This is a genomic window from Nocardia sp. NPDC050408, assembly GCF_044458905.1.
Classification (GTDB): domain Bacteria; phylum Actinomycetota; class Actinomycetes; order Mycobacteriales; family Mycobacteriaceae; genus Nocardia.
Map to the genome: position 1 here is coordinate 331,702 of NZ_JBITIL010000003.1, position 14,694 is coordinate 346,395.

The window sequence follows — 14,694 nt, forward strand, 5'->3', positions numbered from 1 at the left end:
GGGCGCAACGATGTATGAATCGATGGTTACCGTGATCGGGACCGTGGTCACCCACCCGGTCAAGCGTGATCTGACCAACGGCGAGCAGGTCGTGACCTTTCGGATGGCGAGCAATTCGCGGCGGTTCAATCCGGAGACGAGTGAATGGGTCGACAGCGGGACTCTTTACCTCACCGTCAGCTGCTGGCGTCGTCTTGTGGTCGGTGTCGATGCCTCGTTGCGGCGCGGCGATCCGGTCATCGCCTACGGCCAGCTGCGCACCCACGAGTACCGAGCCAAGGACGGCGTGGAACGGCGTGATATCGAGATGCGCGCCACCTCGATCGGACCGGACCTGTCCCGCTGCACCGCGCAGGTGGTCCGGCGCGCGGTTTCGAGCGCGGCGTCCGGACCCAGTACCCTGGCACGGAATAGTTGTGACCGATCCAGCGCTGATGACCGTGCACGCGTCGATGGGGAGGGACCGGGGGAGGACGCGACGTCCCTGACTTCCGCACCGCCCCGGCTCGCGGATACCGAGCCCGTCGACGCTTGACCGCACGGCCGGATACCCCGGCGACAGTGGTGGCTCTGCTGCATTCCATCGATACCCACACCGATAGGCTTTCCTTTATGGCTGAGTTCATCTACCAAATGAAGAAGGTTCGCAAGGCGCACGGCGACAAGGTCGTGCTCGACGATGTCACCTTGAACTTCCTTCCCGGCGCGAAGATCGGCGTCGTCGGCCCCAATGGCGCGGGTAAGTCCAGCGTGCTGAAGATCATGGCCGGACTGGACCAGCCGAACAACGGAGATGCCTTCATCGCGCCGGGCGCCACGGTGGGCATCCTGCAGCAGGAACCGCCGCTGAACGAGGAGAAGACGGTTCGCGGCAATGTCGAGGAGGGCCTCGGCGAGGTCAAGGTGAAGCTGGATCGCTTCAACGAGATCGCCGAACTCATGGCCACCGACTACTCCGACGAGCTCATGGACGAAATGGGCAAACTGCAGGAGTACCTCGATCACGCCGATGCCTGGGATGTCGACTCCCAGCTCGAGCAGGCCATGGACGCACTGCGCTGCCCGCCGCCGGACGAGCCGGTCACCAACCTCTCCGGGGGTGAGCGCCGCCGCGTCGCACTGTGCAAGCTGCTGCTCAGCAAGCCCGACCTGCTGCTGCTCGACGAACCGACCAACCACCTCGATGCCGAGAGCGTGCTGTGGCTCGAGCAGCACCTGGCCTCCTACCAGGGCGCCGTCCTCGCCGTCACGCATGACCGGTACTTCCTCGACAATGTCGCCGAGTGGATCCTCGAACTCGACCGCGGTCGCGCCTACCCGTATGAGGGCAACTACTCCACCTACCTGGAGAAGAAGGCCCAGCGTCTCGAGGTCCAGGGCAAGAAGGACCAGAAGCTGCAGAAGCGGCTCAAGGAGGAGTTGGCCTGGGTGCGTTCCGGCGCCAAGGCCCGCCAGGCCAAGAACAAGGCTCGTCTCGGTCGGTACGAGGAGATGGCGGCCGAGGCCGAGAAGCACAGGAAGTTGGACTTCGAGGAGATCCAGATCCCGGCGGGTCCGCGCCTGGGCAGTGTGGTCGTCGAGGTCGCGCATCTGGACAAAGGCTTCGGCGATCGTCAGCTGATCAAGGATCTGTCGTTCACCTTGCCGCGCAACGGCATTGTCGGTGTCATCGGTCCGAACGGTGTCGGTAAGACCACGCTGTTCAAGACGATCGTCGGGCTCGAGTCGCCCGACAGCGGCGAGGTAAAGGTCGGCGAGACGGTCAAGCTGAGCTATGTCGACCAGAACCGCGCGGGCATCGACCCGAAGAAGAATGTCTGGCAGGTCGTTTCCGAAGGGCTGGACTTCATCGAGGTCGGCAACCAGGAGATGCCCTCGCGCGCCTACGTCAGCGCGTTCGGGTTCAAGGGGCCGGATCAGCAGAAGCCGGCCGGGGTGCTCTCCGGTGGTGAGCGCAACCGCCTGAACCTCGCGCTCACCCTCAAGCAGGGCGGCAACCTGATCCTGCTCGACGAGCCGACCAATGACCTCGACGTGGAAACGCTGGGTTCACTGGAGAACGCGCTCGAGCAGTTCCCGGGCTGTGCCGTGGTCATCTCCCACGACCGCTGGTTCCTCGACCGCACCTGCACCCACATCCTGGCGTGGGAGGGTGACAACGACAACGAGGCAAAATGGTTCTGGTTCGAGGGTAACTTCGAGGCCTATGAGGCCAACAAGATCGAGCGCCTCGGTCTGGAGGCGGCCCGCCCGCACCGGGTGACGCACCGCAAGCTCACCCGCGACTGAGTTTGGTGTCCGGCGGGGCGGTTGCGGTGTGCACTGCCCTGTCGGACGAGCCGGGTGCGGCTCAATCGAGCCGCCACACCATGTTTCGGCCAGGCTGAAGCGGCATGCGCGTTCCGGTTCGCACGCTGTCGCGTAGGTAGCAGGCGCAGGCCGAGCAATCCAGGAATCCCTATTGCCGAAGACCCTTCGGTGCCCAGTCGCCGCGGCGGGTTGCGGACCGGCACGGAGGCGATCACATTTGTGCATGACGACCTCGAAGGGGCGTTCTGCCGAAGGATTTGCGGCGAACACGCACCGCGCAGTGTCTTCATCGAAGGAAATACGGTCGACACACGCCGTTCCAAAGATCTGACTATGGTGGGGACCGTGCATGCGCAGGCGCAGTCCGGGCATTGGGTCGCTACCACCGCGATCGCGTCTACCTGACGTCGCCGGTCCGATCGGAAGCTGTGCCGAGACCATCGACCTCGGCTATCAAGCGGCGAACGCTGCGGTATCGGTGAACACCCTGCATTTAGAAGGGATTTCACCCACGCGTCAGCATGGCACAGCTACTCTCGGACCGGCGTCACTTTGTTGCGGAACCGAATCCGAGGAGTTGGCGAAAAAAATGACGGTCTCGTCCGAATTGTCCGATGGAGGACGGCAGCCGGCGCAGCCGGCGGGGCGGGTGAACACAGCGGCGTGGGCCGCGAGTTTGCCGCAGTCGCTGCGCGGCGAGCTCGCAACCCTCGAGGAGGCGTATTTCCGCCACGTCGATGCGGGCGATGTGGACTGTGCGATCACCGGGATCACTCAGATCTTCCGGCGGCATATGGAACTCGCGATGACCCGCCCCGTCGGGCGGGCGCTGGTGCGGGTCTACCACCCCGACGACGGCTCCGGCCTCGGCGCCGCGGTGCAGCTGGTCACCGACGATATGTCGCTACTGGTGGAGTCGATCACCTCGTCGCTGAGCCGGATGGGCGTCAGCGTGAGCGAGGTGATCCACCCGATCTTCGAGGTGACGCGCGATCCGGACGGACGGCTGACCAGCGCCGCACCGCACGAGGTCGACAGCAACGGGACCGACGGCCTGCGCGAATCATGGATGCACCTGCAACTGCACCCGTCGACCAGTCCGGCCCTGCTGGACCGGATCGAGCAGTCGATGCCGGATGTGGTCGCGGATGTGCGTCAGGTCATCGGCGATACCGAGGCCATCAAACAGGTGCAGAGCAACCTGGCCGACGAGCTGGAGGTGGCGGCGAAATCCGGCCATGCGCCGTTCTCCGATATCGATCTGGTCGATACCGCGAACCTGTTGCGCTGGTTGGCCAGTGGCAATTTCACCGTGCTCGGCTATGCCCGCTACCAGCTCAGCGCCGACCAGGGACAGACGATCTCGAACCCGCTGCCCGGCACCTGCCTCGGCGTGCTGCGCCCCGATGTCGGCACCGACTTCCGGGTGCCGATCAACGCGGGTGACCGCCAGCTGCTCATGCTCACCCAGGGCCTGGTGCCTGCCACCGTGCACCGCTCGGTGTACCCGTATTTCGTCGGCGTCGCCGACTTCGACGAGTCCGGCACGATTGTCGGCGAGCACCTGTTCATCGGTGTTTTCACCGTGACCGCCGTACACGAGAACGTCCTGGATATTCCGGTGATCGAGCGCCGGGTGCGTTCGGTGATCGAGGAGAGCGGCTTCGACCTGGATTCGTTCTCCGGGCAGGCCATGCTCGAGGTCATCCAGTCGTTCCCGCGCACCGAACTGTTCTCCTCCGATGTCGAGACCATGCGTCGCACCGCGACCGCGGTGCTGAATGTCGGTCTGCGCCGACAGGTTCGGCTGTTCCTGCGCTCGGACGGCTATGGACGGTTCGTCGCGTGCCTGGTCTATCTGCCTCGGGATCGCTACACCACGCGGGTGCGGTTGGAGATGCAGGAAATCCTGGTGCGCGAACTGGGCGGTGTCTCCATCGACTACTCCGCGCGGGTCAGCGAAAGCGAGCTGGCCAGTGTGTATTTCACGGTGCGCATGCCGGAGTCCGATCTCGGGTTGCCGCGCGAATCGATGGCCCAGGCCGACACCTCCGAGGCTAATCGGCTGCGCATCCAGAACCTGCTCGCCGAGGCGACGAATACCTGGGACGACCGCCTCAACGATGCGGTGAGTACCTCGACCGTGGTGGATCCCGGCGTCGTGCAGCGCTACGCCGAGTCCTTCCCGGAGGCGTACAAACAGGATTTCGCCGCCGAGCGCGCACTGGGCGACGTGGTCCGGCTGGAGGGCCTTGCCGCGGGCTCCATCGACCAATACTTGTATCGTCGCGCGGATTCGGTGCCGGGTTCGTGGCGGTTCACCCTCTACATCGGCGGTAGCGGCATCTCGCTGAGCCAGGTGCTGCCGGTGCTGCAGAGTCTCGGTGTCGAGGTGGTCGACGAGCGGCCATATCAGATTCTGTTGGATCCGGTGCCCGGCGATGACGGCGGGGAACGCTGGATCTACGACTTCGGCCTGCTGGCTCGCCCGGAACTGCTGCGTAGTTCGCTGGACCGGGATCTGGACGCCGAACTGCTGGAGTCATCGGCCAGAGCCGATGCGCTGGAATCGGAGGAGCGTGGTCTGCACGACCGGTTCACCGAGGCCTTCGAGGCGGTCTGGTTCGGGCGTGCCGAGGCCGACGGGCTCAATGAACTCGTGCTGCGCGCCCGGCTGACGTGGCGGGCGGTATCGATCCTGCGGATGTACGCGAAGTACCTGCAGCAGGCCGACTTCCCCTACAGCCAGGCGAATATCACCAGGGTGCTGCTGGCCTACCCGGATATCGCGCGGCTGTTCGTCGATCTGTTCGCGGCGCGGTTCGATCCGGATACCGAATCGGCTGAGCACGCCGCCGAATTGGAGACCCGGGTCCGCGGACGCGTCGACGAGGTCGTCAGCTTGGACGCCGACCGGATCCTGCGGGCGATCCTGTCGCTGGTCAAGGCGACGCTGCGGACGAACTACTACGTGACCGACGCCCAGGGCAATTCGCGCGGGTACATCTCGGTGAAGGTGGAACCGCGCGAAATCGCCGAATTGCCCAAGCCGAGGCCGCAATTCGAGATCTTCGTGTACTCGCCGCGGGTCGAGGGCGTCCATCTGCGCTTCGGTCCGGTGGCCCGTGGCGGGTTGCGCTGGTCGGACCGGTTGGAGGATTTCCGCACCGAGATCCTCGGCTTGGTGAAGGCACAGGCGGTGAAGAATGCGGTGATCGTGCCGGTCGGCGCCAAGGGCGGATTCGTGGTGAAGCAGCCGCCCGCGGCCACCGGTGATCCGACCGCGGATCGGCAGGCACTCGGCGCTGAGGGCGTCGAATGCTATCGGACCTTCATCTCCGGGCTGCTCGATGTCACCGACAATGTCGACCGCGCGACCGGTGCGGTACTGCCGCCCGAGCGGGTGATCCGTCGCGATAGCGACGACACCTACCTTGTGGTCGCCGCCGATAAGGGCACTGCGACCTTCTCTGATATCGCCAACGGTGTGGCGCAGCGCTACGGGTTCTGGCTCGGTGACGCATTCGCCTCCGGTGGTTCGGCGGGTTACGACCACAAGGCGATGGGCATCACCGCCAAGGGCGCGTGGGAGAGCGTGAAACGCCACTTCCAGGAGATGGATATCGACACGCAGACCACCGATTTCACCGTGGTCGGCGTCGGCGATATGAGCGGCGACGTCTTCGGCAACGGCATGCTGCTGTCCGAGCACATCCGCTTGGTCGCCGCCTTCGACCACCGGCACATCTTCCTGGATCCTGATCCCGATGCGGCCACCTCGTACCGGGAGCGGCAGCGGATGTTCGCATTGCCGCGCTCGTCCTGGGCCGATTACGACACCTCGCTGATCAGCACCGGCGGTGGCGTCTGGGATCGCACCGTCAAGTCGGTGCCGATCAGCCCGCAGGCGCGAAAGGCGTTGGGGTTGGCCGACGATGTGGTCGCGCTGTCACCGCCGGAACTGGTGCGGGCGATCCTGCTCGCGCCTGCGCAACTGCTGTGGAACGGCGGCATCGGCACCTACATCAAGGCGAGTACCGAGACCAATGCCGAGGTCGGCGACAAGTCCAATGACGCGGTGCGCGTCAATGGAAATCAGTTGCGGGTCAAGGTGATCGGCGAAGGCGGCAATCTGGGTGCGACCGCGCTCGGCCGAATCGAGTTCTGCCGCGATGGCGGCAAGATGAACACCGACGCACTGGACAACTCGGCCGGTGTCGACTGCTCCGACCACGAGGTCAATATCAAGGTGCTGCTCGACGGTGTGGTCAGCGCGGGTGTATTGCCCGAGGCCGAACGCAATCCGCTGCTCGCCTCGATGACCGATGAGGTCGCCCAGATGGTGTTGCAGGACAACGTCTCCCAGAACTTCCTGATGGGTATTTCCCGGGCCGAGGCGCCCAGGATGCTGCATGTGCACCAGCGGCTCATCGAGGATCTGGAGGCCCGTCGCGGGGTGGATCGTGAGCTGGAAGCGCTGCCATCGGAGGTGGAGATCAAGCGCAGGCTCGAAGAGGGCACGGGGCTCGCCTCGCCAGAATTGTCCAATCTCATGGCGCACGTGAAGCTTTCGCTCAAGGCCGATCTGCTCGAAACCGATCTCCCGGATATCGCCTACTTCGCCACCCGGCTGCCGGAGTACTTCCCGACACCGCTGCGCGAGCGCTTCGGCACCGCCATCAAGCGGCACCGCCTGCGTCGCGAGATCACCACCACCATGGTGGTGAACGAGATGATCGACTACGGCGGCATTTCCTACGCCCATCGGCTGAACGAGGAGATCGGCGCCAGCTCGACCGACGCCGTGCGCGCATTCGCGGCGGCCAGCGAGATCTTCGATCTGCACGATATGTGGGAGCGGATCCGGGCCACCGACGCCGCGGTGTCGGTGCGCGACGAACTCGAACTGGAGACCAAGCGGACGCTGGACCGCGCCTCGCGCTGGTTGCTGAGCAACCGCCCGCAGCCGATCGCGGTCGGCGCGGAGATCAATCGGTACAGCCGGGGCGTGCGGGAGCTGGCGCCGAAGGTGCCCGGCTGGCTGCGCGGACATCACGTCTCCACGCTGACCGATCAGTCCGCCGAAGTGATCGCCCGCGGCGCGCCGACCGACCTCGCCACCGAGGTCTTCGGGCTGCTGAATCTGTTCCCGCTGCTCGATGTGTTGGATATCGCAGATATCACCGATCGCAGCGGTGAGGAGGTCGGTTCGCTGTACTACGCGCTCAACGATCACCTCAAGATCGATTGGCTGTTGCAGGCGGTCAGCCACCTGGAACGCGGCGATCGCTGGCATTCGCTGGCCCGGCTCGCACTGCGCGACGATATGTACGGATCGCTGCGCTCGCTGACCCTCGACGTGCTCTCCGGGGGCGACCCGGAGGAGACAGCGGACGAGAAGATTGCATACTGGGAGTCGAAAAACCAGTCCCGGCTCGGGCGCGCTCGGGCCGCGCTGTCGGAGTTGTTCGAGTCCGGAACCCACGATCTCGCCACGCTGTCGGTTGCAGCGCGGCAAGTGCGAAGCATGGTGAGCGGGGTGGGCGCCCAATCGGAGGTACCGCGTTGACCAGTTCGATGAACGGTAATGGGAGGGCGCTTGGTGGCAGCCTGCTGCTGCCCAAGCGCTTCCACGCCAAGGTAGACGTCAGGTGGTCGGACATGGACGTGTTCCAGCACGTCAACCATGCCCGCATGGTGACGCTGCTGGAGGAGGCACGGATTCCATGGCTGTTCGAGGATGGACGCCCGACCGCGCCGTTGCGGTCTGGCTGTGTGCTGGCGGACCTTCGGGTCCGCTACCGCGGCCAACTGCGTCACGAGGACACCCCGCTCGACATCGCCATGTGGATCGAGCAGCTGCGTGCGGTCGACTTCACCATCGGTTACGAGGTCCGGGCCAATGGCGCGGCCCCGGACTCGCCGCCCGCGGTGATCGCCTCGACCCAGATCGCGGCCTTCGATATGCGCTCGCAGCGCCTGCGTCGGCTCACCGATAGCGAACGGGATTACCTCGCCGAGTGGAAAGAGTGAGCGACTGCCCGGATAGTTCGGGTGGTGGACTCGGATCGCTGGGCGGTAATGGCTGGCGTCGGCCGTCGAGCAGCGGTCGTCCGCGTCGGCTCGTATGGTGATGGCTGCAGCCGGTTGAGTAGCGGTGGTGGCGGACAGCGGTTGTCGCGCGGCGGCCGCGATGTGGTGATGTGGGAGCACTGATGTCGGGACAGCGCGTCCTGGAGGTTGCCGATCCGGCCGAGCGGGAGAATCTGGCGACTTTTCTGAGCCGGGCCATTCGACTGGACCCCGCGGCGGTGGTGCGTATGCGCCGCCGCGGGGAACGGTATGTATCCGCGTGGGTGGCAACGGGTTTCGAGGCGCTCGCGGTGCGTACCGTGGTCGCCGAACTCGGCGTCGACGATGTCACCGTCGGCGCCGATCTGGTGCTGGCCGGTTTGCCGTCCGGGAGTCCGATTGATCTCGGCTACTCGATGGATTCGGCTTGGCGCGGTGCGCTGCCGCCGGATGCCGGCTTCGAACACGTCGATGATGTGCCCGCGCGCACCCTCGTCGAACTCGCCGAACAGGGTGTGGCGCTGGCCAAGGAGCACGGCAGTAATCACGGCCCACCCGCCTCCCTGCTGGACCAGACGGTGCTCACGGTATCCGCGGCCGAGGTTCGGGTGCAGGTTCCGATGCGCGTCGTATTCGCCCTGACCGCAATGGATTTCATTCCACACTCCGGTGACAAGGCCGACTCCCGCCGCATCCCGCCCGCCGAAATCGTCCGGGTCCGCGCCACCAGAACCTGGCTCCGGTTGGATGCCCGCTACGGCTCCGTGGCGCGCCGCCTAGGCGGCGGAATCCCCCTTACTCCCAGCTGACCGGCCATCGACCTGTGGTGTCCACGCCAGGCAGCGCTATCCCGCTCGCCTGCTCGGGTTTTCGGGATCCCGTCGTGTGGAGCAGCCTAAAAGGGGTGTGCCGCACCCGTTGTAGCGGCTACACACCGTGTGTATCGGAGTGCAGCCACTACCCGAGTTAGGTGATGCCGACTAAACGCAGCAGAGCGGTCGTACCTGCCGCGGCAAGAATGACCACCAGCATCGGTTGGTTGCGCCATGCCAGGAGGCCGCCGACCAAAACCCCTGCGGGCAGGGCGAATCCGAGGTTGCCGGAGCCTATGGGCACAGTGGTGATGGCGACCATCGCCGCGAGCAGGACGACCGCGCCGATCTCCAGCAGTTTTGTTGCTCGCGCTGGGAACCGGATGCGGTTGCGCAGTGCCGGGCCCGATGAACGGAAGGCATATGTTCCGGCGGACAGCGCGAACATGGCCACCAGCAAGACCGGAGTACTCACGGCTGCGCCTCCGCAATCCTCGGTCCGGTCGGATGTGCTCCGCCGATGAATCGCTTGCTCATGCCGCCTGCGTTTCTTCAGATTCGGCCTTGCCGTCGCCTTCCCTCGAGATAGCGAAGAACAGCCCCGAAAGCGCAACCAGCACAGGCATTCCTGCGGGGAGGAACGGAGCACTCGCCACGGCCGCGATCGCTCCGATCAAAGCCGCGCGCAAAGTGCCACGCGCTCGCAAGGCAGGCATGATCAGCGATAACAACACCGCCGGGAACACCGCATCCAACCCGATCGCACCGGTATCGGGCACCATCGTCCCGATCAGCGCACCGATCGCCGCACCGCCGGGCCACGCAACGAGCACACCCAACCCGCTCACCCAATACGCGGCCCGCCGACGCGCCACATTGGGTTGGGCCAGTGCCAGTGCGACGGATTCGTCGTTCATCACATGCACGCCGATACGCCGCCGCCATCCGGTACCGACCACATCGGGCACCGACAGGCCATACGGCAGATGCCGCGCATTGACCAGCAGTCCGGCCAGTACCGCCGCGATCGGGCTGCCACCGGCGGCCATGATCCCGATGAACAGGAATTCCGCGCCTCCCGCGAGCACCACGATCCCGAGCACAATCGGTACCCACAGTGGAAAACCCGAGGTGACAGCGGTCGCGCCGTAGGAAACACCGATCAGCCCTACCGCGAGCAGTACCGCCGCGATCCCGGAGAGTGTGTCCCGATCGAGTGTTCGCCATATCGAACGCATGTAGCTTATAGTGAACATGGCGGGACGATTCGTCAATATGGTTCTCTGTTGGGCGGTCAGCTGTACTCACCGACCCCGGCCGGCTTCCCCGGCCTGCCATCCCTCTAGTCGACGGGAGCGGAAATGGAGCAGAGTCCGACGACGCCACAGGCGGTGATCGCCGCTGCCCTGCGCCGCGAGCGCACCCGCGCCGGGCTATCGCTCACCGAGGTCGCCAACCGGGCGGGTGTGGCTAAATCCACACTGTCCCAACTGGAATCCGGTACCGGTAATCCGAGCCTGGAGACCTTGTGGGCGCTGTGCGTCGCCCTGGACATTCCCTTCTCGCGGCTGCTCGACCCGCCACGCCCGACCGTTCAGGTGGTCCGCGCAGGGGAGGGCCCGGTGGTCGCAGCCGCGGAGTCCGAGTACCGCGCCACGCTGTTGGCAGCCGGTCCGGCCAACTCGCGCCGCGATCTGTTCCGAATCACGGCCGAACCCGGTCATGCCCGCAAATCCGATCCGCATATCCCGGGCGTGATCGAGCATGTACTGCTAGCCACCGGTCGCGCCCTCATCGGTCCGATCGACGCGCCCGTCGAACTCGGCCCAGGCGACTACATCTCCTACCCGGGCGATGCCCCGCACGTCTTCGAGGCGCTCGCCCCTGATACATGGGCAGCATTAGTCGTCGAATACACCTAGCCGGAACCTCGTCGCACGATCCTCGACGCTCAACGACGCGCTCGGCGCCATGCTCGCCACCGGTCAGGGTGTCGCGCTCGCAGCCGACAGCCGCAGCGCGGTCGTCGGTTCGCTCAGCCCTTCGGCCACGGCTGCGACGCACCCGCTGATGCGCAGCGATGGACTCTCTGCGGATGCGAAGAACATGCGCGGCAGGAAAATGAATCCCGCCCGAGCTGACGACGGAACCACTCCGGGCAAGGGACTAGGCCGCACCCTCACCGAGATACTGCAACCACACCGGATCCAGCTCGGTGGTCGTGGACAACAGCCGCCAATGCGGCCCCTTCGGCGATACCAGTGGCGAACGCAACGTCCACCCCAGTTCGCTGAGCAGCTTGTCGGCCTTGCGGTGATTGCACGGCGCGCAGCTCGCGACGCAGTTCTCCCAGGAATGTTCGCCGCCGCGGCTGCGCGGGATGACGTGGTCGATGGTCTCTGCCTTGCCACCGCAATAGCCGCAGCGGTAGCGGTCGCGGTGCATGAGGGCGGCGCGGGTCATCGGGACGCGCGCCCGATAGGGCACATGCACATAGCTGCGCAGCCGGATGACAGAGGGAATCGTGACGGCGGATTCGGCGGAATGCACCACCGAACCCTCGGCGTCGTGGTGGACGGTGTCGGCTTTATCGCAGATGAGAAGAACGACGGCCCGGCGCGCGGACAAGGCGGTGAGCGGCTCGTAGGTGGCATTCAGAAGCAACACCCGGCGCTTCAACCAGTTGGCGGCGTCGTTCTGGACCTGCGTGAGGTGTGGAATGTGGTGAGCAAGCTCACCGGTGCGATGGGCACCCGGATGGTGGTCGGACAAGATGTGCAGCGGAGTAGCCCCCGACCCACGATTGTGGACGTCGGCGGGCTGGAGTTGTCGGTGCGTCCTGGCCTCATGTGATCGGCCGTGCCGCTGCTTCATGGTGACCCCGGTTTCTTCGTAATCAAGATCATGTGGTATCTCGGCAGAGACTGCCACCCAGTTGACCATGGAACGCCTGCTATTGCACGGTGATTTCGCACAATGTCGGATGAACTGTGGTTGAAGGGCAGCCCGTTTGTGACGCGGGCACAATGGACGGCGGGCCGTAGCGATCGCTTGCGGGTCGCTCGAAAGGATCAGTAGCGATCGCTTGCGGGTCGCTCGAAAGGATCAGTAGCGATCGCTTGCGGGTCGCTCGAAAGGATCAGTAGTGATCGCTTGCGGGTCGCTCGAAACAACACAGCCTGGCCCCGATCGAGAGGATTTGATGACTTCCGGCGAGCAGACAGCCACGTCGTTCTACGAGGCGATCGGCGGGGCGGAGACGTTCCAGCGAATCGTCGCGGCGTTCTATCGCGAGGTGGCCGACGATGAGGTGCTGCGCCCGCTGTATCCGGAGCAGGACCTCGGTCCGGCCGAGCGGCGCCTGCGCATGTTCCTGGAGCAGTACTGGGGCGGGCCGCGCACCTACTCCGACGAACGCGGGCACCCGCGGCTGCGGATGCGGCATATGCCGTTCAAAATCGGTCCGGTGGAGCGCGACGCATGGCTGCGCTGCATGCACATCGGCGTGGCGGAAATCGAACCGGAAATTCTGGACGATGAACATCGCAAGGCGTTGCTCGACTATTTGGAGATGGCGGCAAATTCGCTGATGAATGCGGCTTGGTGAGATGCTTTCGTCCAGTTCGGGGTCAGGACCAGGGTTTCGGCTCATGTTGTGCAACGCTGAAAATTTGCCGAATGTCGCAGAACACAGTTGAGCCTGGGCGAATTTACCGAAAATCTTTGGCACTATTGCGGATGTGACTGATACACCTACCGCGCCGGCGTCGGTGGATCGCACCGCCCAACCTTGGTGGCGGTCGGCCGTGTTCTACCAGGTCTATCCGAGATCCTTCGCGGACTCCGACGGTGACGGGATCGGCGATCTCGGCGGAGTTCGCGAGAAGCTCGGCTACCTCGAACTACTCGGGGTGGACGCGCTCTGGATCTGTCCGGTGATGCGTTCGCCGATGGCCGACGGCGGCTACGACGTCGCCGATCCGCGCGATATCGACGCGCTGTTCGGTGGCATGGCGGCGATGGACGAGTTGATCGCCGAGGCGCACGACCGCAATCTCAGGGTCACCATGGACCTGGTGCCGAACCACACCAGTGACCAGCATCCGTGGTTCGTCGCGGCGCTGGCCGCCGCGCCCGGCAGCCACGAACGTGAGCGCTACATCTTCCGCGACGGCCGCGGTCCCGACGGCGCCGCGCCGCCGAACAATTGGCCGAGCATCTTCGGCGGACCTGCCTGGACGCGCGTCACCGAGCCCGACGGAACCCCGGGCCAGTGGTACCTGCACATCTTCGCGCGTGAGCAACCCGATCTGAACTGGCAGAATCCCGAGGTCGCCGCGGATTTCGAGCAGACGCTGCGGTTCTGGCTCGACCGCGGCATCGACGGCTTCCGCCTCGATGTCGCACACGGCATGGCCAAACCGGACGGCCTGCCCGATATGGAGCGCGTCGAGACCAAGATGCTCGTGCACGATGACAGCGATCCGCGCTTCAACAATCCCAATGTGCACGAGATTCACCGCCGCATCCGCAAGGTGCTCGACGAGTATCCGAACGCGGTCTCGATCGGTGAGGTGTGGGTCGACGACAACACCCGCTTCGGCGAGTACGTCCGACCGGACGAACTGCACTTGGCCTTCAACTTCCGCCTCGCCGAAGCGGAATTCCACGCCGACACAGTGCGGGCGGCCATCGACAATTCGCTCGCGGCCGTCGCGCCGGTGGGCGCCTCGCCCACCTGGACCCTGTCCAACCACGACATCGAGCGCGAGGTCACCCGATACGGCGATGGTCCGGTCGGGGTCGCGCGGGCCCGGGCGATGATGCTGGTGGAGTTGGCGCTGCCCGGTGCGGTCTTCATCTACAACGGTGCCGAACTCGGACTGCCGAATGTGGACGATCTGCCGGAGGCGGTGCTGCAGGATCCGGTCTGGGAGCGCTCCGGACATACCGAGCGCGGACGCGACGGCTGCCGGGTCCCGATTCCGTGGGAGGGTGCGGCGCCACCGTTCGGCTTCACCACGGCCGCGCAGTCCTGGCTGCCGATACCGCCGGAGTGGGCGTCGTCGTCGGTCGAGGCACAGTTGGAGGCGCTGGGCTCCACGCTGTCGCTGTACCGCTTGGCAATCGAATTACGCGGTGTCCGACCGGAATTCGCGGGACCGCGGATCGAGTGGTACGGCAGTCCGGCGGGTTGTCTCGCCTTCCGGCGACCGGGTGGACTGGTCTGCGTACTGAATACCTCGCCCGAGCCGATCCCGCTGCCACCGGGTGATGTGCTGCTCGCCAGCGCCCCACCGGTGAACGGACAATTGCCCGCGAATGCCGCCGCCTGGCTGGTGTGAACGAGCGCAGCGAGCCGACGGAAGTCACAGCCTGCATCGCGCACGACGGAGCCGATCGCCAGCGAGGCACAGTCGTGCGCGGACAACACGAGTCCGACCAGAACGCGAACTACTACAGAGGATCGTCTACCGTAAGTCCCGTGAGTGAGCGAAGC

At 65.3% G+C, this 14,694-nt stretch carries 11 protein-coding genes; 8 read left to right on the top strand and 3 right to left on the bottom strand.

Features of this window, described 5'->3' with window-relative positions:
• Nucleotides 1-10 precede the first annotated feature (10 nt).
• The 5 genes from ACIBJI_RS11295 to ACIBJI_RS11315 all read left to right on the top strand — a co-directional run bounded on the left by ACIBJI_RS11295 (nucleotide 11) and on the right by ACIBJI_RS11315 (nucleotide 9,191).
• Nucleotides 11-535, top strand: a complete 525-nt coding sequence (locus ACIBJI_RS11295) for a single-stranded DNA-binding protein (protein ID WP_364338878.1) — start codon at nucleotides 11-13, stop codon at nucleotides 533-535.
• 77 nt (nucleotides 536-612) lie between these two features.
• Nucleotides 613-2,289, top strand: a complete 1,677-nt coding sequence (ettA, locus tag ACIBJI_RS11300) for an energy-dependent translational throttle protein EttA (RefSeq protein WP_364338880.1) — start codon at nucleotides 613-615, stop codon at nucleotides 2,287-2,289.
• Nucleotides 2,290-2,899: 610 nt separating this feature from the next.
• Nucleotides 2,900-7,879: an NAD-glutamate dehydrogenase gene (locus ACIBJI_RS11305; RefSeq protein WP_364338882.1), complete on the top strand. Its 4,980-nt coding sequence runs from the start codon at nucleotides 2,900-2,902 to the stop codon at nucleotides 7,877-7,879.
• Between the two features lie 8 nt (nucleotides 7,880-7,887).
• Nucleotides 7,888-8,343, top strand: coding sequence for a thioesterase family protein (locus tag ACIBJI_RS11310; RefSeq protein WP_364339752.1), 456 nt, complete (start codon nucleotides 7,888-7,890; stop codon nucleotides 8,341-8,343).
• A gap of 182 nt (nucleotides 8,344-8,525) precedes the next feature.
• Nucleotides 8,526-9,191 carry a hypothetical protein gene (locus ACIBJI_RS11315; RefSeq protein WP_396955747.1) on the top strand — a complete coding sequence of 222 codons (666 nt, stop codon included), beginning with the start codon at nucleotides 8,526-8,528 and terminating at the stop codon, nucleotides 9,189-9,191.
• A 157-nt stretch (nucleotides 9,192-9,348) separates the two neighbouring features.
• On the opposite strand, the gene ACIBJI_RS11320 is transcribed toward ACIBJI_RS11315, so the two are convergent.
• Nucleotides 9,349-9,669, bottom strand: a complete 321-nt coding sequence (locus ACIBJI_RS11320) for an AzlD domain-containing protein (RefSeq protein WP_364338886.1) — start codon at nucleotides 9,667-9,669, stop codon at nucleotides 9,349-9,351.
• A gap of 58 nt (nucleotides 9,670-9,727) precedes the next feature.
• Nucleotides 9,728-10,432, bottom strand: coding sequence for an AzlC family ABC transporter permease (locus ACIBJI_RS11325; protein WP_364338888.1), 705 nt, complete (start codon nucleotides 10,430-10,432; stop codon nucleotides 9,728-9,730).
• A gap of 123 nt (nucleotides 10,433-10,555) precedes the next feature.
• On the opposite strand from ACIBJI_RS11325, the gene ACIBJI_RS11330 reads away from it, so the two are divergent.
• On the top strand, nucleotides 10,556-11,116 hold the full coding sequence (locus ACIBJI_RS11330; protein WP_364338890.1) for an XRE family transcriptional regulator: 561 nt from the start codon (nucleotides 10,556-10,558) through the stop codon (nucleotides 11,114-11,116).
• A 244-nt stretch (nucleotides 11,117-11,360) separates the two neighbouring features.
• Here ACIBJI_RS11330 and ACIBJI_RS11335 read toward each other — a convergent pair whose 3' ends face one another.
• On the bottom strand, nucleotides 11,361-12,068 hold the full coding sequence (locus ACIBJI_RS11335; protein WP_364339754.1) for an HNH endonuclease: 708 nt from the start codon (nucleotides 12,066-12,068) through the stop codon (nucleotides 11,361-11,363).
• A gap of 328 nt (nucleotides 12,069-12,396) precedes the next feature.
• Here ACIBJI_RS11335 and ACIBJI_RS11340 point away from each other — a divergent pair, with 328 nt between their 5' ends.
• Together ACIBJI_RS11340 and ACIBJI_RS11345 are read left to right on the top strand one after the other, a co-directional pair.
• Entirely contained in the window at nucleotides 12,397-12,801 is a 405-nt protein-coding gene (locus ACIBJI_RS11340; protein WP_364338892.1) for a globin, read from the top strand.
• Nucleotides 12,802-12,934: 133 nt separating this feature from the next.
• The gene (locus ACIBJI_RS11345; protein WP_396955748.1) at nucleotides 12,935-14,539 is read left to right on the top strand and encodes a glycoside hydrolase family 13 protein; all 1,605 of its coding nucleotides are present in this window, start codon (nucleotides 12,935-12,937) and stop codon (nucleotides 14,537-14,539) included.
• Nucleotides 14,540-14,694: the final 155 nt, after the last annotated feature.

What these genes read in the sequence shown, in the direction of transcription:
- ACIBJI_RS11295 (WP_364338878.1), top strand. Translation starts at nt 11, where the DNA reads ATGTATGAATCGATGGTTACCGTGATCGGGACCGTGGTCACCCACCCG.
- ettA (WP_364338880.1), top strand. Translation starts at nt 613, where the DNA reads ATGGCTGAGTTCATCTACCAAATGAAGAAGGTTCGCAAGGCGCACGGC.
- ACIBJI_RS11305 (WP_364338882.1), top strand. Translation starts at nt 2,900, where the DNA reads ATGACGGTCTCGTCCGAATTGTCCGATGGAGGACGGCAGCCGGCGCAG.
- ACIBJI_RS11310 (WP_364339752.1), top strand. Translation starts at nt 7,888, where the DNA reads ATGAACGGTAATGGGAGGGCGCTTGGTGGCAGCCTGCTGCTGCCCAAG.
- ACIBJI_RS11315 (WP_396955747.1), top strand. Translation starts at nt 8,526, where the DNA reads ATGTCGGGACAGCGCGTCCTGGAGGTTGCCGATCCGGCCGAGCGGGAG.
- ACIBJI_RS11325 (WP_364338888.1), bottom strand. Translation starts at nt 10,432, where the DNA reads ATGCGTTCGATATGGCGAACACTCGATCGGGACACACTCTCCGGGATC.
- ACIBJI_RS11330 (WP_364338890.1), top strand. Translation starts at nt 10,556, where the DNA reads ATGGAGCAGAGTCCGACGACGCCACAGGCGGTGATCGCCGCTGCCCTG.
- ACIBJI_RS11335 (WP_364339754.1), bottom strand. Translation starts at nt 12,068, where the DNA reads ATGAAGCAGCGGCACGGCCGATCACATGAGGCCAGGACGCACCGACAA.
- ACIBJI_RS11340 (WP_364338892.1), top strand. Translation starts at nt 12,397, where the DNA reads ATGACTTCCGGCGAGCAGACAGCCACGTCGTTCTACGAGGCGATCGGC.